Source organism: Streptomyces sp. NPDC059785, assembly GCF_042732375.1.
Lineage (GTDB): Bacteria > Actinomycetota > Actinomycetes > Streptomycetales > Streptomycetaceae > Streptomyces.
The window spans coordinates 107,335-129,929 of record NZ_JBHWHV010000019.1 but is presented as its reverse complement, the minus strand read 5'-3'; the positions used below and the strand labels follow the sequence as shown (position 1 = coordinate 129,929).

The following is a 22,595-nucleotide window of genomic DNA, read 5'->3' as shown; positions in this document are numbered from 1 at the left end:
GGAGGGGGCCGCCGGGAACTGTCAGGGGATCGTGCGCGAGACGACGTAGACCATGGGGTGGCGCGGGTCGGAGCGGTTCACCACGACGTCCTGGGTGGGGGCGGGGTCCTTCTGCCGGTGGACGAGGCCCGACCAGGGGCCGGGTCCGGTGAAGTCCCAGCCGATGATCCGCTGGTCGCGGGCGCTGATGGTGAGGTCGTCCTGCTTCAGCGCGTCGGCGGAGGTCCCGATGTTCTTGAGGAACGTGTCCAGGCCGTCGTTGCTGGTGCGGAACTGGACGTAGAGGCGGCTGGTCTTCCAGTTGTTGGTCTCGTAGTAGGCGACCCGGTCGGACCAGCCCGGGACGGGCACGTGGTACAGGCGCCGCTGGACGCGCGAGGGCCAGCCCTCGGTGAGGCCGGTCGCGGAGTACTTCTTCTCCTTGTCCTTGCCGCTGTTGCGGCTCTGGTCGGCGGAGATCACCAGATAGCCGGCCGGGACGCCGATGAGCAGCACGATGATCAGCAGCGTCAGCGCGCGCCTGCGGATCATGTGCCCGCGGCCCTCGGGCGGCTGCGAGGGCTCGTCCGGGGGTGCCGCCTGGTGCGGCAGGGAGGCCGTCACAGCGAGTCCTGGGTGGTGCGGCGGGTCTCCGCGTACCGCTCGTAGCGCTCGTACCGTTCGACGCGGCGGCGCTTGGCGCGGCGGAAGCGGCGGGCGACCAGGCGCGCGAGGTCCGCGGCGCCGACCATGCCTGCCTCGGGGCCGAGCTGGGCGCGGGCGATACGGGCCTCGGGCCGGTAGCCGCGGCCGGTGAGGTGGCGCCGGAAGGCGTCCCGGGCGGGCCCGATCAGCAGGTCGTCGGCGGCCGAGACGCCGCCGCCGATGACGAAGCAGGAGGGGTCGAGGGCGGCGGCCAGGTTGGCGATGCCGACGCCGAGCCACTGGCCGATGTCCTGGAGCAGTTCGATGCACATGGCGTCGCCCTCGCGGGCCAGCTCGGTGATCATCGGGCCGCTGATGTCGCCGATGGCGCCCTTGACGTGCTCGATGATCCCGTACGCCACCGGGGAGTCGGCCGCGGCCAGCTCGCGGGCCTCGCGGACCAGGGCGTTGCCCGAGCTGTACTGCTCCCAGCAGCCGCGGTTGCCGCACGGGCAGCGGTGGCCGCCGGGCACGACCTGCATGTGGCCGAACTCGCCGGCGACTCCGAACTTGCCGCGCTTGACCTGGCCGTCCTCCAGGATCGCGCCGCCGATGCCGGTGCCCAGCGTGATCATGACGAGGTGGTCCTCGCCGCGTCCGGCGCCGAAGCGCCACTCGGCCCAGGCGGCGGTGTTGGCGTCGTTGTCGACCAGGACGGGCACGGACAGGCGCCCGGAGAGGCGGTCGCGCAGCGGCTCGTTGCGCCAGGACAGGTGGGGGGCGAACAGGACGCGGTTGCGGTCGGCGTCGACCCAGCCGGCCGCGCCGATGCCGACCGCGTGCACGTCGTGCCGGTCGGAGAGGTCCAGGACCAGTTCGACGATGGTGTCCTCGACGACCTTGGGGCTCTTGGACTTGTCCGGGGTCTCGGCCCGCACCTTCTCCAGGATGGTGCCGTCGGCGTCGACGACGCCCGCCATCACCTTCGTACCGCCGATGTCGATGCCCACGGTGGGTACCCGGGGGGCCGTCAGATGGGATCGGCGTTCCCGGGTGCCCGCGGTCCGCAGGACGGTGGCCCGGCGGGAGCCGATGGGGGCGCTCCCCGCGCGCGCGGAGCCGAGGGCCCGGGGCAGGGCCAGTTCGCGGTAGGTGCTCATCGCGCCGATTCTGCCTCACGCCGCGGCGGCCCCGCATGGCGGCGCCCTGCGGGACCGTCCGTCACTCGTCGGTGGCGCTCTTGCGTGGGTGTCCGCCCAGGTGGGCCGGGGCGGGGGCGCGCTCCAGTTCGTGGCGGAGGTCGTCCAGCTCGCTGCCACCCGCCATCTGGCGGGTCAGCTCGTCCAGGGTGATCTCGTCACGGGTGTGGCTGCCGAACATGGTGCCGCGCTTGAGGAGCACGAATCGGTCGCCCACGAGATACGCGTGGTGCGGGTTGTGGGTGATCAATACAACACCAAGTCCGGCGTCCCGTGCGGCGGCCACATATTTGAGGACCACACCGGACTGCTTGACGCCCAGGGCGGCGGTGGGCTCGTCGAGGACCAGGACCTTGGCGCCGAAGTAGACGGCGCGGGCGATGGCCACGCACTGGCGCTCGCCGCCGGACAGGGTGCCGATGGGCTGGTCGACGTCGCGCAGGTCGATGCCCATGCGGAGCAGTTCCGCGCGGGTGGTGCGGCGCATGAGGTCGACGTCCAGGCGTTTGAAGGGTCCGGCGCCCTTCGTCGGCTCGGAGCCGAGGAAGAAGTTGCGCCACACGGGCATCAGCGGGACGACGGCGAGGTCCTGGTAGACGGTGGCGATGCCGCGGTCCAGGGCCTCGCGCGGGGAGGCGAGGCGGGTGTCCTCGCCCTCGATGCGGAAGGTGCCCCCGTCGTGTTGGTGCAGCCCCGCGATGATCTTGATGAGGGTGGACTTGCCCGCGCCGTTGTCGCCGAGGACGCAGGAGACGTCCCCCGCGTGCACCTCCAGGGAGACGCCCTCCAGGGCGCGCACGTTGCCGTAGTACTTGCTGACGCCGTCCAGCTCGACGAGCGCCGTGTGCTCCCCGGCCGCCGTGCTCGCCGTGGTCGCCGTGATGTCCTTGGTGTCCTTAGTGCCCTTGGTGTCCGTCACTTGATGGCCTCCGCGCGCTTGCGGACCCAGGCGTTCAGCAGGGTCGCGAGGAGCAGCATCGCTCCGAGGAAGAACTTGAACCAGTCGGCGTTCCACTCGGCGTAGACGATGCCCTTGTCGGTCATGCCGAAGATCAGTGCGCCGATCGCCGAGCCGACCGCGGAGCCGTAGCCGCCGGTGATCAGGCAGCCGCCGATGACGGCCGCGACGATGTAGATCAGCTCCTTGCCGACGCCCTCCCCCGACTGCACCACGTCGAAGGAGAAGAGCAGGTGCTGGCCGGAGACCCAGGCGGCGAAGCCGACGCCCATGTAGAGGCCGATCTTGGTGCGGTCGACGGGGACGCCGACCGCGCGGGCCACGTCCTTGTTGCCGCCCACCGCGAAGATCCAGTTCCCGGCGCGGGTGCGCAGCAGGATCCAGGAGGCGATGGCGATCAGGCCGATCCACCACAGGATGGTGATCTTGTAGTCGACGCCGCCGATGGTGATGACGGACGCGAAGACGGCGTGGGCGGACGCGAAGCCCTCCATGTCGGAGATCGACTTGGTGCCGACCGTGCCGCTGATGGCCGTGGTCAGGCCGAGGTTCGCGCCGGTCAGCATCAGGAAGGTGCCGAGCGTGATGATGAAGCTGGGCAGCTTCGTACGGGTCAGCATGAAGCCGTTGAAGGCGCCGATGGCGAGCGTGACCAGCAGGGAGACGCCGACGCCGACCCAGACGTTCGCGGTCATCTGGTAGCTGAACATCGACGAGGTGAGCGCCGAGGACGTCACCAGAACGCCCGCGGACAGGTCGAACTCGCCGCCGATCATCAGCAGCGCCACCGGCACCGCCATGATGCCGAGGGTGGACGCCGCGTACAGCACCGTGGCGAGGCTGGCGGCCCGCAGGAAGCTGTCCGCGACGATCGCGAAGAAGAGGAAGACGGCGATCGCGCCGACCACGGAGCCCAGCTCGGGGCGGCCGAGGAGGCGGCGCAGCGGCGAGGTGCGCAGCAGCCGTTCGTCCGTCGTGGTGCCCGGCGCCGGTGCCGGTGCTGTGGCGGTCATCGTGTCCCCCGGTCCGTGTACTCGGCCAGGGCGCCGGCCTGGTCCTTGGTGATGATCTGCGGCCCGGTGAGGACCGGCTGCCCGCCGCCGAGGACGTCGGCGTTGTACTTGTACAGCCACAGCAGGTCCACGGCCTGGTAGCCCTGGAGGTAGGGCTGCTGGTCGACGGCGAAGCCGAGGGTGCCGTCCTTGAGCTCGGCGGCGACCTTGGCGTTCAGGTCGAAGGTGTCGATCTCCGCCTTGCTGCCCGCCTCGTCCGCGGCCTTGACGGCGGTGTCCGCGTACGGCGCGCCGAGCGTGACGACCGTGTCGATGGACTTGTCGGCCTGGAGCTTGGCGCTGATCGAGGACTGCACGGAGGACATGTCGGTGCCGGTGACGTACAGGTTCTGCACCGTGCCGTCGAAGGTCTTCTTCACCCCGGCGCAGCGCTGCTCGTGACCCACGTTGCCCTGCTCGTGCAGGATGCACAGCGCCTTCTTGCGGCCGCGCTCGTTCAGCTCGTCGCCGACCGCCTCGCCGGCGATGGTCTCGTCCTGCCCGATGTGGGTGAGCGCGCCGAACTCCTTGGACTCGGCGGAGCCCGAATTGACGGTGATGACCGGGATGCCCGCCTTCTCCGCGCGGGCGACGGCGGCCTTCATCGCGTCCGGCTTGGCGAGGGTGACGATGATCCCGTCGACCTTCTTGTCCACGGCGGCGTCCACGAGCTGCGCCTGCTGCTGCGCCTCGTCGTCGTGCGAGTACAGGAAGTTGATGTTGTCCTTGCGGGCCGCCTGCTCGGCGCCGCTCTTGACGATGTCCCAGAAGGTGTCGCCGTCGCCCGAGTGCGTGATCATGGCGATGGTCCACTTGGGCGTGTTCACCGCGGCCCTGCCCTGGGCGGCGGCCGCCTTGCGGGCGTCCTCGGCGCGCTTGCCGCCGGTGCTGCTGCAGCCCGCGAGGGATACGCCGAGCGCCCCTGCGAGGGCGATGGATACCCACGTCCGAGTCCGTGCCACGAGGCCGTGCCCTTCTTGCTCTGTTCCCTGGTCACACCAAGTATTCGTCCCTTGGTCGCACCAAGTATCGAACACCGGGACCGGCGACCGGGTCATCGGGTACCGCGCGCGGTGTATTTCTCCAGCACGGGCACGTCCTTCTTGGTCACCACGGCCGGGCCGGTGAGCACCGGACGGCCGCCACCCAGCGTGTTCGCGTTGTACTTGTAGAGCCACAGCTCGTCCACCGCGAGATAGCCCTGGAGGTAGGGCTGCTGGTCGACGGCGAAGCCGACCTCGTCGTTCTTGAGGCGCTTGACGACCTCGGCGTTCAGGTCGAAGGTGTCGATCTCCGCCTTGCTGCCCGCGTCGCTCTTGGCCTTCACGGCGAGCGCGGCGATCGGGGCGCCGAGCGTGACGACCGCGTCGATGTCCTTCGCCGACTGGAGCTTCGCCTCGATCGCGGACTGGGCGGAGGGCGCGTCGGTGCCCGTGACGTTGAGGTTCTGCACCGTGCCGTCGAAGGTCTTCTTCACCCCGGCGCAGCGCTGCTCCAGGGAGACGTTGCCCTGCTCGTGGACGACACAGAGCGCCTTCTTCAGCTTGCGCCCGGTCAGCGCGTCGCCGACGGCCTCGCCGGCCACGGACTCCTCCTGCCCGATGTGTGTCAGCGCCCCGAAGCGCTGCGAGTACTCGGAGCCGGAGTTGATCGTCACCACCGGGATGCCGGCCGCCTTCGCCTTGGCCAGGACGTCCTTCATCGCCTCGGGCTTGGCGAGGGTGACGATGATCCCGTCGACCCTCTTGTCGATGGCGGACTGGACGAGCTCGGCCTGCCCCTTGGCCTCCTCGTCGTTGGAGTAGAGGAATGTCACGTTGTCCTTGGCCGCGGCCTGCTCGGCGCCGCTCTGCACGATGTCCCAGAAGGTGTCGCCCGCGCCCGCGTGGGTCACCATGGCGATCTTGAGCCGCGGGGTGCTGACGGCCGCCTTGCCGCCGCTGTCGCCGCCGCTCGCCCTGTCCTCGGACTCCTTGCCGCCCGAGCTGCTGCACCCGGCGGCGAGCGCGACCACGACCATCGCCGCTGCTGCTGTGCGGGCTGTGCGCATGGTGAACCCACCCTCTTCCCCGCCGCCCCGTTGCGGCTGCGCAAGGTTCTAGCTCCGGCCCGACACGGCCGTCAATGCCCTTGTCAGAACATCCGGACGACTTGTACTCGCGGTCGGACCACTTGCGTTCACGGCCGGACGAGGAGCTGGAACTCGAACGAATAGCGCGAGGCGCGGTAGGTGTGGGAGCCGAACTCCACGGCGCGCCCGGTGTCGTCGAAGGTGGTCCGCTCCATGGTGAGCAGCGGCGCGCCGGCGCTCTCGCCGAGCCGCTCGCCCTCCTCGGCGGTGGCGGCGCGGGCGCCGACGGACTGCCGGGCGCTGTGCAGGGTGATGCCGGCGGCGCGCATCACCCGGTAGAGACCGGTCGCTTCCAGCCGCCCGCTGTCCAGCTCCAGCAGACCGGTGGGCAGGTGGTTGCAGAGGTACGCCATCGGCTCGCCGTGGGCCAGGCGGAGCCGTTCGACGCGGTGGACCTCGCCGCCCTCGGCGACCCCGAGGGCGGCCGCGACCTCGGCGGAGGCGGGTTCGAGGGCGTTGTGCAGCACCCGGGTGGCCGGCCGCTGCCCGGCCGCCTCCAGGTCGTCGTACAGGCTGCTGAGCTCCAGGGGGCGCTTGACCTGGCTGTGCACGACCTGGGTGCCGACGCCGCGGCGCCGTACGAGGAGTCCTTTGTCGACGAGGGACTGGATGGCCTGGCGGACCGTGGGCCGGGAGAGACCGAGCCGGCCGGCCAGCTCGATCTCGTTGCCGAGCAGGCTGCCGGGGGTGAGCGCGCCACGCTCGATCGCGGCCTCCAGCTGCTGCGAGAGCTGGAAGTACAGGGGGACCGGACTGCTGCGGTCGACACTGAGCTGGAGCGACACGGTCGGATCCACGTCTGGTTTGGCCACGCGCCGAGCGTAGCCCCGGGAGATGTTGACGGGAAGTTGTGAAGTTCGATTGTCCGGACAGCCGGACAAACCATTGACACGCCGCCGGGTCGACCCGCAATTTGTTGTCATGCGCATCGGACTCATCGGAACGGGTCGTATCGGCACATTTCACGCGACCGCTCTCAGCCGGCACCGCGAGGTCGGCTCCCTCATCGTGACGGACGCGGACGGCGCGCGGGCCCACGAGCTCGCCGACCGGCTGGGTGCCACGGCGGCGCCCACCCCGGACGAGATCTTCACCTGGGGCGTGGACGCCGTGGTGATCACCGCGGCGACCGCGGCCCACGCCGAGCTGATCGGCCGGGCGGCCCGCTCCGGGCTCCCGGTGTTCTGCGAGAAGCCGATCGCCCTCGACCTGCCGGGCACGCTGGCCGCGCTCACCGAGGTCGATGCCGCGGGCACGGTGCTCCAACTGGGCTTCCAGCGCCGCTTCGACGCGGGTTACGCGGCGGCACGCGAGGCCGTCAGGTCCGGCCGCCTCGGCCGGCTGCACACGATCCGGGCGAACACCTCCGACCAGTCCCCGCCGTCCGCCGCCTACCTCCCCCTCTCCGGCGGCCTCTACCGGGACTGTCTCGTCCACGACTTCGACATGCTGCGCTGGGTGACGGGCCGCGAGGTCACCGAGGTGTACGCGACCGGGTCCGACGCCGGTCCGGCGATGTTCCGCGAGGCGCACGACGTCGACACGGCCGCGGCCGTCCTCACCCTCGACGACGGCGCCCTGGCCACCGCGACCGCGACCCGGATGAACGGCGCCGGCTACGACGTCCGCATGGAGCTGGCCGGGGAGCTGGACCAGATCGGCGTCGGCCTGGACGACCGTACGCCGATCGCCTCGACCGAACCGGCGGGCCCGCCGCCCGCGGACAAGCCCTGGACCGGCTTCCTGGAACGCTTCGGCCCCGCGTACGAGGCCGAGCTCGCCGCCTTCGTGGAGGTCGTCCGCGGCGAACGCACCAACCCCTGCGACGGCCGCGAGGCCCTGCACGCCCTGCGCATCGCGGAGGCCTGCGAACTGTCCCGCCTGGAACACCGCCCGGTCCAGCTGGCGGAGATCCCGGGCGGCCGCGACTGACGCCCGACGCTCACCGCCCGCCCGCCTCCACCAGCCCCGCGTCGTAGGTCAGCAGCGCGATCCGCACGCGGTTGTCGAGGCCGAGCTCGGCGAGGACGCGGGAGACGTCGGTCTCGACCGTGGCGACGCTCATGTACAGCTCCCCGGCGATCTCCGCGTTGGAGGCGCCACGCCCGACGACGACGGCGACCTCGCGCCCACGGTCGTTGAGGACGCCGATCCGCTCCCGCGCGGCACCGCGCCGGGTGCCGGCGGAAGCCCCGGCGGCGTGCTCGATCAACTGGCGGGTGACGGAGGGCGAGAGCACCGGCTCGCCGGCCGCCACCCGGCGGACCGCCGCCAGGATCTCCGCGGGCGGCGTGTCCTTGAGGACGAACCCGCCCGCGCCCGCGCGCAGCACCTGCTCGTCGGCATGGAAGGTGGTGAGCACCAGCACCTGCGGGGCGTCCGCACGGGCGCGCAGCCGCTCGGTGGCGACGAGACCGTCCGTCCCTGGCATCCGGATGTCCATGAGGACGACGTCCGGCCGGGTCCGGTCGACGAGCGCGCCGGCCTCACCGCCGTCGGCGGCCTCGCCGACGATCTCGATGTCGTCGGCGCCGCCCAGCATCAGGGACAGCCCGGCGCGCACGAGCGGATCGTCGTCGACGAGGAGCAGCCGGATAGCGGTCATGCCCCACCGTGAACAGCTCCTTGCGCGCACCGTGCCCGGTCCGGGGCGGCGACCTGCGCAACCGTGCCCCTCGCGGCGCCGTCAGCGGCTAACGTCGGTCGGCGAACGGATCGAGCACGGAGGAACACGGTTGCGCTATCGACTGCTGGGGCGGACGGGACTGCGGGTCTCCGAACTCTTCCTGGGCGCCATGACGTTCGGCGAACAGGACGGCATGGGGGCGCCGCTCGACGAGTGCGCGCGCATGCTGGACGTGTACGCGGAGGCGGGCGGCAATGTGGTCGACACGGCCATCAACTACCGCGCGGGCGCCAGCGAGGCGATCGTGGGCGAGCTGCTCGCCGGCCGCCGCGACCGTTTCGTGCTGTCCACGAAGTACACGGTCTCGCGCGACGGCAGCGACCCGAACGCCGCGGGCAACCACCGCAAGAACCTGACGCTCTCCCTGGAGACGAGCCTGCGCCGCCTCGGCACCGACTACATCGACCTGTACTGGGTGCACATCTGGGACCGCAACACCCCGATCGAGGAAACGACAAGAGCGCTCGACGACGCCGTACGCTCCGGCAAGGTCCTCTACGTGGGGATCTCGGACGCCCCGGCGTGGGTGGTCGCACGGGCCAACACCCTCGCCGAGTGGCACGGCTGGACGCCGTTCTCGGCGCTCCAGGTCCCGTACAGCCTGCTCAGCCGGGACATCGAGCGGGAGATCCTGCCGATGGCGGAGGCGTTCGGCATGTCGGTGGCCGCCTGGAGCCCGCTCCAGAACGGCATCCTGTCCGGCAAGTACACGGACCCCGGCGCCGGTACCGGCGCCCCGACCCGGCTGCCGGCCGAGGCGATCGGCGAACACGAGCGCGCGGTGGCGGAGGCGGTACGGTCCGCGGCCGACGCCCTGGGCGCGTCCCCGGCGCAGGTGGCACTCGCCTGGACCATGGCCCGCTCCCCCGCCGTCCACCCGATCGTCGGCGCCCGCACCGCGGCCCAGCTCACCGACAACCTGGGCGCGGCGGGCCTGGAACTGCCCGAGGACGTGATCGCCGGCCTGGAGAGCGCCACCGGCTTCCGCCCGGGCTTCCCGTCGGACTTCCTGGACGACACCGCGGCCTGGGTGTACGGGACGTCGGGCAGACGAGTGGTACCACGACGCGTCTGAGGCCGTACCTCGCCCCGCGGCCGATGGCAGTGGGGGGTCCGCGGGGCGAGGATCCTGGAACGGTCAGCAGTCGATGTCGACCAGGTCGAACGAGGCGTAGTGATCCGCCGTGTAGTAGTCCTCCTGGTACTCCTCACCGGTGACGATGCGACGGGCGCCGCGCGTCGAGGACCCCGGCGTGATCACCGTGTACTCGTGGTAGTAGCCGGTGCTCTGGGACGGCAGGATGCCCTCCCGGTTCTGGAAGACGGTCCCGTCCTGCGAGTACGGGAAGGGACCGCCCGACTCGATCAGGTCGAGCGTGTCGTAGGCCTGCGAGGGCAGATCGCTGTAACAGATGCTGCCGACCGCGGCGACCGAGGTGTCCGCGGCGTTCGCACTGACGGTGCCGCCGATGAGCAGGGCGGACAGCAGGGCGCCTGCGGCGCCGATACGGGAGAAACGTGGGGGGAATCTCATGCGTCTAGCATGACGCGCGTAGACCCTGGCATGTCAATGTCAAGAATGAAGAATTTCCGGCCGAGTTCCGTGTGTTTTCACAGAGTTGACGAAACTCGGCCCGCAGCCGACGAGAGACACGGGACCCGCGACCGACGAGCCACCGAACCCTCGTGCCGCAGCCGAATCGCGCCCGCGGCCGACGAAGCACCGCAACCTCGCCTCGCAACTTCGCCTCGCAGCCGAATCGCGCCCGCAGCGGACGAAGCACGGAAGGGGCCGCGCCGGTACATCAAATGCCCGTCGATGGCGTGGTCGTACGGAAACCAGCACGAGTCAACCCCCTGGGCGACCACGACAGCGACGGGCGGATGTACCGGCGCGGCCCCGACCCACGGACCGTGGGAAGGACGACCACGCGACCCGCGTCAGCCGGCATGCGTGGAGAAAAGACCCCCCGTGGGCCCCTGCTTGTCACCGCCCTGCGCCTTCTTCAGCGCATTGGCGAGGCTCTCGATCGTGAGCGACTGCAAGATCACCCGGCCGTTCCCCTCCAGCGTGGCCAGGGACAGCCCCTCACCGCCGAACACGGCGTTCATCAACCCCTGCCGGTTCAGCCCGCCGACCCGCTGGACCCCGTACTGGATGCCCTCCTCGAAGGCGACGACGCACCCGGTGTCGACCTCGATCCGGCCGCCGAAGTCCGCGGGGTTGAGGTCGATGAAGTTCCCCGCGCCCGCGATGATCACGGTGCCGCGCCCGGTGAACTTCTCCAGGATGAACCCCTCGCCGCCGCTGCGCCCGGTCCGGCCGCCCTGGAAGGCGATGCCGAACTCCACCGTCGACTCGGCCGCCACGAAGGCGTCCTTCTCGGCGAACCACGCGCGCGTGCCGTTCAGTTCCAGGGCGCGCATCTCCCCCGGCAGCACACCGGCGAAGCCGACAGTGCCCTGGCCGCCCTGGGCGCTGAAGTACTGGAACGCCAGCGACTCCCCCGCGAGAGCGCGCTGACCGACCTGCATGGCCGTACCCATGGCCTGCCGCAGTATCCCGCCCATGCCGCCACCGCCGCCACCGCCACCACCCGGCTGCTGACCGCCACCGCCACCACCGCCCGAGGGTCCCGAGAGCCGGGTCTCCATGGTCACGTTCGTGGTCTTGAAGAGGAACTTCCCGGCCTCGCAGTACACGGTCTGCCCGGGGGTCAGGTTCACGACCGCCATCTGCATGGCGTTGCCGACGATTTCTTGCTGAAGGGTCACGCCGGAAGAACGGTGAAGCGGACGAAGAAGTTCCGGACACCGGACCGACCCGTCCCCGGGCCGGTCCACCGCACAGTTCCTGTCAGCCACCCAGTTCTGTCAGTCACCCAGCTCCTGTCAGCCACCCAGTTCCTGATGCCGCGCGACCAGCCGCGCAGCCCCGGCCCCGGTAGGCGCCCCGAACAGCCGCAGCCGCGAGATCCCCCCGTCGGGATAGATGTCCACGCGCGCGTGGGTACCGACCACGGGCGTGTCGAGAACGAACCGATGACAGGTGTCGGGCTGAAGCCGAGTCCGGGGCAGCACCTCGACCCACTCACCACCGCCCTCCGCCATCGCGCCCGGGCCCGCGCCCGGGCCCCCACCCGCGCCCGCGTCAGCGCCCGCACCCGCACCCGCACCCGCACCCGCACCCGCACCCGCACCCGCGTCCCACACGGAGACCGCCGCCCACCCGGCCGCGTTCCCCTTCAGATACGCCGTGTCGATCTCGATCGCGCGGATCTCGGACTGCGCGACCAGCCGGTAACGAATCCAGTCGTTGCCGCTGTCGCGCCGCCGCCGGGTCTCCCAGCCGTCGTCCATTTTGCGCGAGCGCCCCGGCTGGATGGTGTTGGTGGCGGGCGAGTAGAAGAGGTTGGAGGCGTCCTCGACCCGGCCGCCGTGCTCCAGCGCGACGACGTCGAAGGTGCCGAGCGCGGACAGCCACGCGGGGTCCGGTACGACCTCGCCGTACACGCGCAGCCGGGCGATGCCGCCGTCCGGGTGCTGGCTGACGCGCAGGTGCGTGAAGCGCTGCTCGACGTCGACGGCGAACCCGTTGGCGGCGTGCCCGCCGACCGCCGTGCGCGGCACGAGGGTCGTCCACTTCGTCCCGTCGGCCACCAGTTCCTCGGCGGCGGGCGAGCCGGGGACGGAGATCCCCTCGACCGACACGGCCTGCGGATAGTTGCCGCGGAAGTGCGCGGTGTCGATGACGACGCCGCGGACGACGCCGGGGGCGCCGAGGCGTACGAGGGCCCAGTCGTGGTCGTCGGGAGCGGGCCACGGGTGCGCGGCCGAGACGCCGCGCCGCCGCCGGGTCTCCCAGCCGTCCATGATCTTGCCCTTGTGGCCGAAGTGCTCGGGGTCGAACTCGGGGCGTCCGGGCAGGAGCAGGTTCTCGCGCTGGGCGAAGAACTCGTCGTTGGCGGCGATGACGCCCGCACCGAGGTGCCGGTCGGCGAGATTGACGTACTCAGTGAAGGGGAAGTCCGCGGTGCGGTAGTCCGCGTAGGGGTCGCCGCCGCCGTAGGGGTTCGCGTCTCCGGTGAAGCCGGGTATGGCCGTCACGTTGATAAGTCTCCCTCTCGGATTGGGTGTTCCGGCCGCGACGCGTGCGGACGCGCGGTGGTCTTGTATCAGTGCGGAGAGCGCTCAGCGCTCCCGGACCAACAGCCGCCCGGACGGCTCCCCGAACCCCGCGTCGGCGAAGACGCGCCGCCCCCGCAGCCAGGTGGAGCGGACGACACCGCTGAGGGTCTTCCCCGCGTACGCCGTGACGCGGTTGCGGTGCTGGAGCGAGGCCGGATCCACGGTGAAGGTCGCGTCGGGGTCGAGGACGGCGAAGTCGGCGTCGCGCCCGACCGCGATGGCGCCCTTGCGCCCGTCGAGCCCGACGAGCCGCGCCGTGCCGGAGGACATCCAGCGCACCACGTCCTCCAGCCCGTGCCCGCGCTTGCGGGCCTCGGTCCAGACGGCGGACAGGCTGAGCTGGAGGCCGGAGATGCCGCCCCAGGCGGTGGCGAAGTCGTCGGTCTTGAGGTCGGCGGTGGAGGGCGAGTGGTCGGTGACGACACAGTCGATGGTGCCGTCGGCGAGCGCCTGCCACAGCAGGTCCTGGTTGGCTGCCTCGCGGATCGGCGGACAGCACTTGAACTCGCTGGCGCCGTCCGGGACTTCCTCGGCCGTGAGGGTGAGGTAGTGCGGGCAGGTCTCGACGGACAGCCGGACGCCCTCGGCCCTGGCCTCGGCGATCAGCGGCAGCGCGTCGCTGGAGGACAGATGGAGCACGTGCACGCGCGCGTCGAGCCGCCGGGCCTGCTCGATGAGGTGCGCCACGGCGCTGTCCTCGGCGCGGCGCGGGCGCGAGGCGAGGAAGTCGGCGTAGCGCGGGCCGCCCTTCTGCGGGGCGGCGGCCAGCCGGTGCGGATCCTCGGCGTGCACGATGAGCAGCCCGCCGAACCCGGCGATCTCGGTGAGGGACCGGGTGAGCTGCTCCGGGCCGAGCTCGGGGAACTCCTCGACGCCGGAGGGCGAGAGGAACGCCTTGAAGCCGAAGACACCCGCGTCGTGCAGCGCCCCCAGTTCCCCGGCGTTGTCGGGCAGGGCGCCGCCCCAGAAGCCGACGTCGATGTGCGCCCTGGTGCGGGCGACGTCCTGCTTGGTACGCAGATGGGCGACCGTGGTGGTCGGCGGCAGGGAGTTGAGCGGCATGTCGACGAGCGTGGTGATGCCGCCGGCGGCGGCCGCGCGGGTCGCCGTCCAGAAGCCCTCCCACTCGGTGCGCCCGGGGTCGTTGACGTGTACGTGGGTGTCGACGAGGCCGGGCAGCAGCGCGTCGTCGCCGAAGTCCTCCAGGCGGGCACCGGCCGGTACCTCGGCGTCGTGCGCGAGCACGGCGGTGATCTTCCCCGCGGCGACGGCGACCGAGGCGGGCCGCGTCCCTTCGGGAGTGATGACGCGCGTCGAGCGCAGCACCAGTTCGACGTCGGACACCCGGACCCCTTCCATGCCGCCGTTTACCTCCACGCAACAGAATTCAACGTTCTGTTGAAGGAGTCGTCACGAGTCTTCCCCCGGGATCTCCCACCGTCAAGGGGTCCCCGGCCCGCCCGGCCGCCACCACCTCCTGGAGGCCCCCGGCATCCCGAATCCTGGACGTTTCCACGAAGCGAAACTAAAATTCCGGCGAGCAGAACGTAGCTACGCACAACCGGGGAGTCAACCGGCCGCCGGGTAGGCTGCCTCTCTGCCCGCCCGCCTCGAAAGGACCGCGCCGTGCCGACGTCCAGCGCCAGCGACGCCCCCGCACAAGCCGCCGCCAAGTCAGCCTCCGCCAGCGGCGGTGTCCAGTCCCTGGAGCGCGCCTTCGACCTGCTGGAACGGATGGCGGACGCCGGGGGCGAGGTCGGCCTGAGCGAACTCTCCGCGAGCAGCGGGCTGCCGCTGCCGACCATCCACCGCCTGATGCGCACCCTGGTCGCCTGCGGTTACGTGCGCCAGCAGCCCAACCGCCGGTACGCGCTCGGCCCCCGTCTGATCCGGCTCGGCGAGTCCGCGTCCCGGCTGCTCGGCACCTGGGCCCGCCCGTACCTGGCCCGGCTCGTCGAGGAGACCGGCGAGACGGCGAACATGGCGCTGCTGGACGGGGACGAGATCGTCTACGTCGCCCAGGTGCCGTCGAAGCACTCGATGCGGATGTTCACCGAGGTCGGCCGCCGGGTGCTGCCGCACTCCACGGGCGTGGGCAAGGCGCTGCTCGCGGACACCCCGGCGGACGAGGTGCGCGCGCTGCTGTCCCGTACGGGGATGCCTGCGGCGACGGAGAAGACGATCACCACGCCGGACGGCTTCCTCGCCGCGCTGGACGAGGTGCGCCGGCTCGGCTACGCGGTCGACGACAACGAGCAGGAAATAGGGGTCCGCTGCCTCGCGGTGAGCGTCCCCGACTCCCCCACCGCCGCGGCGCTCTCGATCTCGGGCCCGGCGGGCCGCGTCACCGACGCCGCCACGGAACGGATCGTTCCCGTACTACAGCAGGTGGCGGCGGAGCTGTCGGAGTCCCTGGCCAACTCGGGCCAGACGACGTAAGCCTCGGCGACGCGCCCCCGCCCCTTGCCCTTGACCTCATCCCCGGGGCGGCCGCCCGAACAGTTCCACCGCGTTGCGCACCTCGGCCAGCCCGGCCGTCAGGGCGCTGACCGAACCGATCGCGCCCGCGACGAGCAGCAGGGAGCGGCGCAGCCGCGGGATCTCGGGGCTGCCGCCGCCGGCCATCGCGGCCAGGGAGGCGAGTTCGTCCTCGGCGATGCCGCGGTCGGCGAACTCGGCCGGGTGCGCGGCGAGTTCACGGCGCAGCCGGGACACGGCGGACCGTAATTCCACCACCCTCGGGTCCTCGTCGCTGCCGGTCACTGGCCTCTGTCCCAAGCTCCGCAACACAGCTCTCCCCCTCGCACGTCCTTGTGCGCCCTCTCGCACCGCTCAACTCCCGTGCGGCGTTGGTCAGGCGCCGTGGGATGCGGGCAAGTAAACGCCACGCGTGGCGGTGGGCGCCACTGCGCGGACCGAATTTCCCTGCCGGGACACCGGCCGTACCGCACCGGTTCGCGGGCGGGTCGGGTAAGCAGGGGGCATGACGGAGAACGGTGGGCAGGTGCCATGACGGAGAACAACGAGCAGGTCGTCGGAGTGCTGCTGGCGGCCGGCGGCGGGCGCCGCCTGGGCGGCCGCCCGAAGGCGCTGCTGCCGCACCGGGGCCGCCTCCTGGTCGAGCACGCGGCCGGCGTACTGCGGGCGGGCGGCTGCACTCGCATCCACGTGGTACTGGGAGCCCGGGCGGCGACCGTACGGGAGCGGGCGGTGCTGCCCGGCTGCGTCCTGGTGGACAACCCGGACTGGGCGGACGGCATGGGCGGTTCGCTGCGTGCCGGTCTCGGCTCGCTGGCGGACACCGGGGCGCGGGCGGCGCTGGTCTCGCTGGTGGACCAGCCGGGCATCGGCCCCGAGGCGGTCGCCCGGGTCCGGAGCGCGTACGAGTCGCCGCGGACCCTGGCCGCCGCCGCGTACCGGGGCGAACGCGGCCACCCCGTGCTGTTCGGCGCCGCGCACTGGGCGGGGATCGCGGCGAGCGCGACCGGCGACCGGGGAGCGCGCGACTACCTGCGGGCGCACGCGGACGCGCTCACGCTGATCGAATGCGGGGACGTGGCGGAGGCGTACGACATCGACACGGAGGCGGATCTCGTCCACCTCGAGTGAGCGGCAGTCCGGAGCCGGCCGCCTCTGCCGGTCGAGTAGGCCGAGTATGTCGAGCCGGAGATTCTTGACATCAACAAACCATTGAACTTCCACAATGAGGAAACTACTATCCACTGACGGAAACGCCCCGCCGCACGCCCGCTGAAGGAAGTGACAGCTCATGTCCGCACCAGCGCCGTCCCCGCTGGCCATCGTCGACGCCGAGCCCCTGCCCCGGCAGGAAGAGGTCCTCACCGACGCGGCCCTCGCCTTCGTGGCCGAGCTGCACCGGCTGTTCACGCCCCGGCGTGACGAGCTCCTCGCCCGCCGGGCGGTGCGCCGCGCCGAGATCGCCCGCACCTCGACCCTCGACTTCCTCCCGGAGACCGCCGCGATCCGCGCGGACGACTCCTGGCGGGTGGCCCCCGCACCGGCCGCGCTGAACGACCGCCGCGTCGAGATCACCGGCCCCACGGACCGCAAGATGACCATCAACGCGCTGAACTCGGGCGCGAAGGTGTGGCTCGCGGACTTCGAGGACGCCTCGGCGCCCACCTGGGAGAACGTGATCCTCGGCCAGCTCAACCTGACCGACGCCTACGAGCGCCGGATCGACTTCACGGACGAGCGCACCGGCAAGTCGTACGCCCTGAAGGCCGCCGGCGAGCTCGCCACGGTGGTGACGCGCCCGCGCGGCTGGCATCTGGACGAGCGGCACCTCGTCGACGCGGACGGCACGCCCGTCCCCGGCGCGCTGGTCGACTTCGGCCTGTACTTCTTCCACAACGCCCAGCGCCTGCTCGACCTCGGCAAGGGCCCGTACTTCTACCTCCCGAAGACGGAGTCGTACCTGGAGGCCCGGCTCTGGAACGACGTCTTCGTCTTCGCCCAGGACCACCTCGGCATCCCGCAGGGCACCGTCCGCGCGACCGTCCTGATCGAGACGATCACGGCGGCGTACGAGATGGAGGAGATCCTGTACGAGCTCCGCGACCACGCCTCCGGGCTGAACGCGGGCCGCTGGGACTACCTGTTCTCCATCGTGAAGAACTTCCGTGACGGCGGCGAGAAGTTCGTGCTCCCGGACCGCAACGCGGTCACGATGACGGCCCCGTTCATGCGCGCGTACACCGAACTCCTCGTGCGCACCTGCCACAAGCGCGGTGCGCACGCGATCGGCGGCATGGCGGCCTTCATCCCCTCGCGCCGCGACGAGGAGGTCAACAAGGTCGCCTTCGAGAAGGTCAAGGCCGACAAGGACCGTGAGGCCGGGGACGGCTTCGACGGCTCCTGGGTGGCCCACCCGGACCTGGTGCCGATCGCCATGGAGTCGTTCGACGCGGTCCTCGGCGAGAAGCCGAACCAGAAGGACCGGCTGCGCGAGGACGTCCACGTGGCGGCGGCCGACCTGATCGCGATCGACACGCTCGACGCGAGGCCCACGTACCCGGGCCTGGTCAACGCCGTGCAGGTCGGCATCCGTTACATCGAGGCGTGGCTGCGCGGCCTCGGCGCGGTCGCGATCTTCAACCTGATGGAGGACGCGGCCACCGCGGAGATCTCCCGCTCCCAGATCTGGCAGTGGATCAACGCGGGCGTGGAGTTCGAGAACGGCGAGAAGGCGACACCGGAACTGGCCCGCAAGGTCGCCGCGGAAGAACTCGCGGCCATCCGCACCGAACTCGGCGACGAGGCGTTCACGGCGGGCAACTGGCAACAGGCCCACGACCTGCTGCTCACGGTCGCCCTGGACGAGAACTACGCCGACTTCCTGACCCTCCCGGCGTACGAACGTCTCAAGGGCTGACCCTCACCCGGGGCCCCGGCCGGGACCACTCCGGGGTGGTCCCGGCCGCGCCCCCGTGCCCTCGCCCCCGCTCACCCCAGATGCACCGTCCAGTCCTGTTCCGCGGGTGGTTTGCCGTGCAGGTCGGGGACCTGCTTCAGCCAGGCCGGGCGGCCGCGGCGGGTCTTCGCGGCCCGTCGGGCCTCCTCGGCGGCGAGTTCGTCGCGGCTGGGGAAGTCGGTGGGCAGCCAGGCCGCGGACGCCTCCACGCGCGCGTGGAGGTAGCCGACGTACGCCTCCCGTACCTCGTCCGGCGTGGTGAAGCCGGGCTCGTCCGCCAGCCAGGCGTCCGGCACCTCGGCGACGACGGCGCGCAGCAGGTCCCGGGTGACCAGGGGCGCCAGTTCGGCGTCGGCGGCGCGGACGTCGGGCGCGTAGCCGCCGAGCGCGTGGTGGCGGAAGTCGTAGGACTTCTCCGGCGCGGAGGTGTCCCAGCGGTGGTGGAAGACGAGGGCCGCGCCGTGGTCGATCAGCCACAGCTTCGGCGGGGCGACGCCCGCCGTCGGCCAGAGCATCAGGTTCGAGCTGTGCACCGTACGGTCGACGTTGACGGTCAGGGCGTCCAGCCAGATCACCTTGCCCGCCTCCAGCGGGTCGACGGCGAACCGCTCCGCCAGCTCCGGGGTGAAGTCGGCCGCGCCCGGCAGGAAGTCCATCCCGAGGTTGCGTCCGGCGCTGGAGCGCAGCAGGTCCTGGACCTCCTGGTGCGGCTCGTCGGCGGCGATCGCCGGATCGAAGTCCACCAGGACCAGTTCGGGGAAGCGCAGTCCGAGCCGGCGTGCCAGCTCACCCACGATCACCTCGGCGACCAGCGCCTTGCGGCCCTGCGCGGAGCCGGTGAACTTCACGACGTACGTTCCGAGGTCGTCGGCCTCGACGACGCCGGGTACGGAGCCGCCCGAGTGCAGCGGGGTGACGTAACGGGTGGCGGTGACCTCTCTCAGCATCAGGTGAGCATAGTAACCGGGGGTTGATCACCGGATGACCATTGGGCTTCCTGCGGGCTGCCGCCGCATGTCCGGAAATCACCGCCGGGAAAAGTGAGCACTCCTCATCTTCATTCACCGGATGTCCGAGACGGACGTGTTCTGCGTGAACTCCCTTTTGTTACTGCCGGTTAGGGCTTGTCTACTGCACAGTAGCTTCTTCCTGCGTCGTATCGTGGGCTCAGGGGCGAGCCGTCGGTATTCGAGTGGCACAGGGATACCGCTTCCGCCTGTCCGCGGAGCACGGGAATCAAGGGGAGCATGGACAAGCGGCTGTCATTCCGGATTCTGGGGCCACTGGAAGTACGCGTCGGGGATGTGCAGGTGCCTCTGGGCGGGCCGCGACACCGCACCATTCTCACTTTGCTGCTTCTCAGCCCGGGCCGCGTGATCCCGGTCGACGCACTGATCGACTCGGTATGGAACGAGCGGCCGCCCGCGACGGCGCGCACCCAGATATCCATCTGCATCGCGGCCCTGCGCAAGGCGTTCAAGAACGCCGGCTGCGCCGAGGAAGTCATCGTCACGACCCATCCCGGATATCTCCTGCGCATCGGCCGGCACACGCTGGACACCGCCGAGTTCACCGAATTGGTCGCCCGCGCCGAGGCGGCGGTGCGTGACGAGCGGCTGCCGGAGGCCTCCCGCGCCTACGCGGACGCGTTGCGGCTGTGGCGCGGGCGCCCGCTGTCCGGCGTCATGGGCCTGCGCGTGGAGGACGAGGCGCAGCGCCTGGAGGAGCTGCGGCTCAACACCTTCGAGGACGCCACCGCGGTGCGGCTGCAACTCGGCGACCACCAGCGGGTCCTGCCCGACCTGGCGGCGATGGTCCGCAGCCATCCGCTGCGGGAGCGCGCCCGCCACCAGCTCATCACCGCGCAGTACCGCTCCGGGCGGCGGGCCGAGGCGCTGGAGACCTTCCAGGAGGGCCGGCGGTGGCTCATGGAGGAGCTGGGCATCGAGCCGGGCCCGGCCCTCACCGAGCTGCGCGACGCCATCCTCCAGGACGAACGCTCGCTCTCCGTGCACGACCCGGACGGCGAGCCGGTGACCGCGCCGAACCCGGTCGGCGAACCCCTGGAGCTGCCGCCCGACGTGCCGAGACTGGCCGGCCGCAAGGAGGAGCTGGCCCTGCTGAGCGAGCTGCTCGGCACGGACGGCGGCGCGGGCGGCCCGGCCACCGGTCTGATCACCGGCGTCGCCGGGGTCGGCAAGACGGGCCTCGCCGTCCACTGGGCGCACGGCGTCGCGGAGCTGTTCCCCGACGGCCAGCTCTTCGCCGACCTGCACGGCTACGACGAGCAGCTGGAGCCGACCGGCGCCGACGAGGTGCTGAGCCGCTTCCTGCGCTCGCTGTCCGTGCCCGCCGCCCAGATTCCGGCGGAGCCGGAGGAGCGGGCCGCGCTCTACCGCAGCCTGCTCGCCGACCGCCGGGTGCTGGTCGTGCTTGACAACGTTCGCAGTTACGCACAGGTGCGGCCGCTGCTGCCCAGCGGCGCCGGCTGCTGCGTACTGATCACGGGGCGTGAGCAGATCCCGGAGCTGGTGGCCTGGCCGCCCCGGGCCTGGGTGCGGCTCGGGCCGCTCTCCCCGTACGAGGCGGTCGAGCTGCTGGGCGGCATCGTGGGCGAGGAGCGCATCGCCGACGCCCCCGCCGCCGCCACCACGCTGGCCGAACTCTGCGACCTGCTGCCGCTGGCGCTGCGCATCGCCGGGGCCCGGCTCGCCTCGAAGCCGCACTGGGCCGTGGGCCACCTGGTGCGCAGGCTCAGCGACGAGCGGCTCAGGCTGGACGAGCTGAGCCAGGGCGAGTCGCAGGTCAGGGCCAGCTTCGCGCTCACCTACCGGGGGCTGGCCGCGCAGACCGCCCAGCTCTACCGAAGACTCGGCCTGCTCGACGTGCCGGACTTCTCCTCCTGGGTGGCCGCCGCCCTGCTGGACACCGATCTGTACACGGGGGAACGGCTCATCGAGGAGCTGGTCGACGCGCAGTTCCTCGACGTGGTCGGGCAGGACGTGTCGGGGCAGACCCGCTACCGCTTCCAGAACCTGCTGCGCCTGTTCGCCCGCGAGCGTGCCGAGGAGGAGAGCGCCGAGGAGCGGCGCGCCGTCCTGGACCGCGTCTTCCGCAGCTATCTGTTCCTGGCGGCCGAGGCCCACCGGCGGTCCTACGGCGGCGACTTCAGCATCATCCACGGCACCGTCGCCCCGCACCCGCTGCCGCCGGAGCTGACCGACGCGCTGCTGGCCCGGCCGCTGGACTGGCTGGAGGCCGAGCGGCTGTCGCTGACCGCGGTCATCGGCCGGGCGGCCGCCGCGGGCCTGGACGAGTTCGCCTGGGACCTCACCCTGTCGGTCCTGGTCCTGTTCGAGACCCGCAACTACCTCGACGACTGGCGCGAGTGCGCGGAGCGCTCACTGGCCGCGGCCCGCGCCGCGGGCAACGCGCGGGGTGAGGCGGCCATGCTGCACGTCCTCGGCGCGCTGGAGATGCGCCAGCGCGACTTCACCTGCGCCTACGACCTGTTCGGCCGGGCGCTTGAGCTGCACGAGCGGGCCGGGGAGGAGCACGGCAGGGCCCTGGTGCTGCGGAACATGGCGATGATCGACGAGATGCGCGGCGAACTGGACACCGCGATGCGGTACAGCACGGCGGCGCTGGAGGTCTTCCGTGCGGTCGGCGACCGCTCCTCGGAGGCGCACGTGCTGAACAACATGGCGCAGATCTGCCTCGACCGGGACGACGTCGACGAGGCTCAGCGGCTGAGCGAGGAGTCGGTACGGGTCTCCCTCGGCATCGGCGAGGGCGGCGCCCGCAGTCTGGCGCTCGGCACCCACCGGCTGGCCCGGGTGCATCTGGCCCGCCAGGAGTACGACCTGGCCGAGGAGGCGCTGCTCCGCGTCATCCACATCGTGCGGGGTCAGCTGGACACGCTCGGTCTGGCCCACGGGCTGCTCGCGCTCGGTGAGGCACGGATGGGCGCCGGGCGGTGGCAGCAGGCACGGGCGACGCTGCGGCAGGCGCTGGAGGCCGCCGCGCTGGTGGGCGGCGCGCTCGTCGAGGGCCGCATCAGACTCGCCTTGGGCACCGCGAATTTACGCTGCGGTGATTCCCTAGCGGCCCGGCGCGATTTCCTCGGCGCCCTGGCGGATTTCGAGCGTATCGGTGTGGCGGCGTGGCTGGAGCGGACCCGTGCCGCGCTCGCCGAACTGCCCGATCAAAACGGGCCGAACGAGCCGGACGGGCCGGGAAAAGCCGATCGATAATGAGGGGAAAACGCGCCGGACTAACGTGTGAGGCGCGCTTTCGGAACACGGAACATTCGGAACACGGAAC

20 protein-coding genes are annotated in these 22,595 nt (G+C 71.5%); 6 read left to right on the top strand and 14 right to left on the bottom strand.

Going from position 1 to position 22,595, the window contains the following annotated elements:
* Positions 1-21: 21 nt before the first annotated feature.
* From ACFV6E_RS17255 to ACFV6E_RS17225, 7 genes are all read right to left on the bottom strand, one after another.
* A complete protein-coding gene (locus tag ACFV6E_RS17255) occupies positions 22-603 on the bottom strand; it encodes a sugar kinase (RefSeq protein WP_385169731.1) in 582 nt (193 codons plus the stop codon).
* Entirely contained in the window at positions 600-1,784 is a 1,185-nt protein-coding gene (locus ACFV6E_RS17250) for an ROK family glucokinase (protein ID WP_385169734.1), read from the bottom strand. Before ACFV6E_RS17250 ends, ACFV6E_RS17255 begins: the two co-directional genes overlap by 4 nt.
* Before the next feature lie 61 nt (positions 1,785-1,845).
* Positions 1,846-2,706 carry an ATP-binding cassette domain-containing protein gene (locus ACFV6E_RS17245; protein WP_385462459.1) on the bottom strand — a complete coding sequence of 287 codons (861 nt, stop codon included), beginning with the start codon at positions 2,704-2,706 and terminating at the stop codon, positions 1,846-1,848.
* Positions 2,707-2,738: 32 nt separating this feature from the next.
* Positions 2,739-3,794, bottom strand: coding sequence for an ABC transporter permease (locus tag ACFV6E_RS17240; protein ID WP_385462440.1), 1,056 nt, complete (start codon positions 3,792-3,794; stop codon positions 2,739-2,741).
* Positions 3,791-4,795, bottom strand: coding sequence for a sugar ABC transporter substrate-binding protein (locus ACFV6E_RS17235; RefSeq protein ID WP_385169739.1), 1,005 nt, complete (start codon positions 4,793-4,795; stop codon positions 3,791-3,793). Before ACFV6E_RS17235 ends, ACFV6E_RS17240 begins: the two co-directional genes overlap by 4 nt.
* 92 nt (positions 4,796-4,887) lie before the next feature.
* Positions 4,888-5,883 carry a sugar ABC transporter substrate-binding protein gene (locus ACFV6E_RS17230; RefSeq protein WP_385169741.1) on the bottom strand — a complete coding sequence of 332 codons (996 nt, stop codon included), beginning with the start codon at positions 5,881-5,883 and terminating at the stop codon, positions 4,888-4,890.
* 128 nt (positions 5,884-6,011) lie between these two features.
* Positions 6,012-6,749, bottom strand: a complete 738-nt coding sequence (locus ACFV6E_RS17225; RefSeq protein WP_385169784.1) for a GntR family transcriptional regulator — start codon at positions 6,747-6,749, stop codon at positions 6,012-6,014.
* 136 nt (positions 6,750-6,885) lie between these two features.
* On the opposite strand from ACFV6E_RS17225, the gene ACFV6E_RS17220 reads away from it, so the two are divergent.
* The gene (locus tag ACFV6E_RS17220) at positions 6,886-7,896 is read left to right on the top strand and encodes a Gfo/Idh/MocA family oxidoreductase (RefSeq protein ID WP_385462437.1); all 1,011 of its coding nucleotides are present in this window, start codon (positions 6,886-6,888) and stop codon (positions 7,894-7,896) included.
* Positions 7,897-7,906: 10 nt separating this feature from the next.
* Here ACFV6E_RS17220 and ACFV6E_RS17215 read toward each other — a convergent pair whose 3' ends face one another.
* The gene (locus ACFV6E_RS17215) at positions 7,907-8,569 is read right to left on the bottom strand and encodes a response regulator (protein ID WP_385462434.1); all 663 of its coding nucleotides are present in this window, start codon (positions 8,567-8,569) and stop codon (positions 7,907-7,909) included.
* Between the two features lie 130 nt (positions 8,570-8,699).
* Here ACFV6E_RS17215 and ACFV6E_RS17210 point away from each other — a divergent pair, with 130 nt between their 5' ends.
* The gene (locus ACFV6E_RS17210) at positions 8,700-9,725 is read left to right on the top strand and encodes an aldo/keto reductase (protein ID WP_385169743.1); all 1,026 of its coding nucleotides are present in this window, start codon (positions 8,700-8,702) and stop codon (positions 9,723-9,725) included.
* Between the two features lie 63 nt (positions 9,726-9,788).
* Here ACFV6E_RS17210 and ACFV6E_RS17205 read toward each other — a convergent pair whose 3' ends face one another.
* From ACFV6E_RS17205 to allB, 4 genes are all read right to left on the bottom strand, one after another.
* Positions 9,789-10,184 carry a ribonuclease domain-containing protein gene (locus tag ACFV6E_RS17205; RefSeq protein ID WP_385462431.1) on the bottom strand — a complete coding sequence of 132 codons (396 nt, stop codon included), beginning with the start codon at positions 10,182-10,184 and terminating at the stop codon, positions 9,789-9,791.
* A 407-nt stretch (positions 10,185-10,591) separates the two neighbouring features.
* Positions 10,592-11,425 (bottom strand): AIM24 family protein, encoded by an 834-nt coding sequence (locus ACFV6E_RS17200; RefSeq protein ID WP_385462429.1) that lies wholly within the window; start codon positions 11,423-11,425, stop codon positions 10,592-10,594.
* Between the two features lie 117 nt (positions 11,426-11,542).
* Entirely contained in the window at positions 11,543-12,757 is a 1,215-nt protein-coding gene (gene alc, locus ACFV6E_RS17195; RefSeq protein ID WP_385462426.1) for an allantoicase, read from the bottom strand.
* 84 nt (positions 12,758-12,841) lie between these two features.
* Entirely contained in the window at positions 12,842-14,182 is a 1,341-nt protein-coding gene (allB, locus tag ACFV6E_RS17190) for an allantoinase AllB (RefSeq protein WP_385462423.1), read from the bottom strand.
* 282 nt (positions 14,183-14,464) lie between these two features.
* Between allB and ACFV6E_RS17185 the strand changes: the two genes are divergently transcribed.
* Positions 14,465-15,277: an IclR family transcriptional regulator gene (locus ACFV6E_RS17185; protein ID WP_385462420.1), complete on the top strand. Its 813-nt coding sequence runs from the start codon at positions 14,465-14,467 to the stop codon at positions 15,275-15,277.
* A gap of 36 nt (positions 15,278-15,313) precedes the next feature.
* Here the strand turns inward: ACFV6E_RS17185 and ACFV6E_RS17180 are convergent, their stop codons facing one another.
* Positions 15,314-15,628, bottom strand: coding sequence for a DUF5955 family protein (locus ACFV6E_RS17180; RefSeq protein ID WP_385462417.1), 315 nt, complete (start codon positions 15,626-15,628; stop codon positions 15,314-15,316).
* 219 nt (positions 15,629-15,847) lie between these two features.
* Here ACFV6E_RS17180 and ACFV6E_RS17175 point away from each other — a divergent pair, with 219 nt between their 5' ends.
* The gene (locus ACFV6E_RS17175) at positions 15,848-16,447 is read left to right on the top strand and encodes an NTP transferase domain-containing protein (protein WP_385462414.1); all 600 of its coding nucleotides are present in this window, start codon (positions 15,848-15,850) and stop codon (positions 16,445-16,447) included.
* A gap of 160 nt (positions 16,448-16,607) precedes the next feature.
* Positions 16,608-18,233: a malate synthase A gene (aceB, locus tag ACFV6E_RS17170; protein ID WP_385169764.1), complete on the top strand. Its 1,626-nt coding sequence runs from the start codon at positions 16,608-16,610 to the stop codon at positions 18,231-18,233.
* Positions 18,234-18,304: 71 nt separating this feature from the next.
* Here aceB and ACFV6E_RS17165 read toward each other — a convergent pair whose 3' ends face one another.
* Complete coding sequence (locus ACFV6E_RS17165; RefSeq protein WP_385462411.1) at positions 18,305-19,219, bottom strand: HipA family kinase; 915 nt, start codon at positions 19,217-19,219, stop codon at positions 18,305-18,307.
* 300 nt (positions 19,220-19,519) lie between these two features.
* Here ACFV6E_RS17165 and ACFV6E_RS17160 point away from each other — a divergent pair, with 300 nt between their 5' ends.
* Positions 19,520-22,525 carry a BTAD domain-containing putative transcriptional regulator gene (locus tag ACFV6E_RS17160; RefSeq protein ID WP_385462408.1) on the top strand — a complete coding sequence of 1,002 codons (3,006 nt, stop codon included), beginning with the start codon at positions 19,520-19,522 and terminating at the stop codon, positions 22,523-22,525.
* Positions 22,526-22,595 lie beyond the last annotated feature (70 nt).

Bases quoted from the DNA above. Each gene is read 5' to 3' on its own strand.
- ACFV6E_RS17250 (WP_385169734.1), bottom strand. From the start codon at position 1,784: ATGAGCACCTACCGCGAACTGGCCCTGCCCCGGGCCCTCGGCTCCGCG.
- ACFV6E_RS17240 (WP_385462440.1), bottom strand. From the start codon at position 3,794: ATGACCGCCACAGCACCGGCACCGGCGCCGGGCACCACGACGGACGAA.
- ACFV6E_RS17230 (WP_385169741.1), bottom strand. From the start codon at position 5,883: ATGCGCACAGCCCGCACAGCAGCAGCGGCGATGGTCGTGGTCGCGCTC.
- ACFV6E_RS17220 (WP_385462437.1), top strand. From the start codon at position 6,886: ATGCGCATCGGACTCATCGGAACGGGTCGTATCGGCACATTTCACGCG.
- ACFV6E_RS17215 (WP_385462434.1), bottom strand. From the start codon at position 8,569: ATGACCGCTATCCGGCTGCTCCTCGTCGACGACGATCCGCTCGTGCGC.
- ACFV6E_RS17205 (WP_385462431.1), bottom strand. From the start codon at position 10,184: ATGAGATTCCCCCCACGTTTCTCCCGTATCGGCGCCGCAGGCGCCCTG.
- ACFV6E_RS17175 (WP_385462414.1), top strand. From the start codon at position 15,848: ATGACGGAGAACAACGAGCAGGTCGTCGGAGTGCTGCTGGCGGCCGGC.
- aceB (WP_385169764.1), top strand. From the start codon at position 16,608: ATGTCCGCACCAGCGCCGTCCCCGCTGGCCATCGTCGACGCCGAGCCC.
- ACFV6E_RS17165 (WP_385462411.1), bottom strand. From the start codon at position 19,219: ATGCTGAGAGAGGTCACCGCCACCCGTTACGTCACCCCGCTGCACTCG.
- ACFV6E_RS17160 (WP_385462408.1), top strand. From the start codon at position 19,520: ATGGACAAGCGGCTGTCATTCCGGATTCTGGGGCCACTGGAAGTACGC.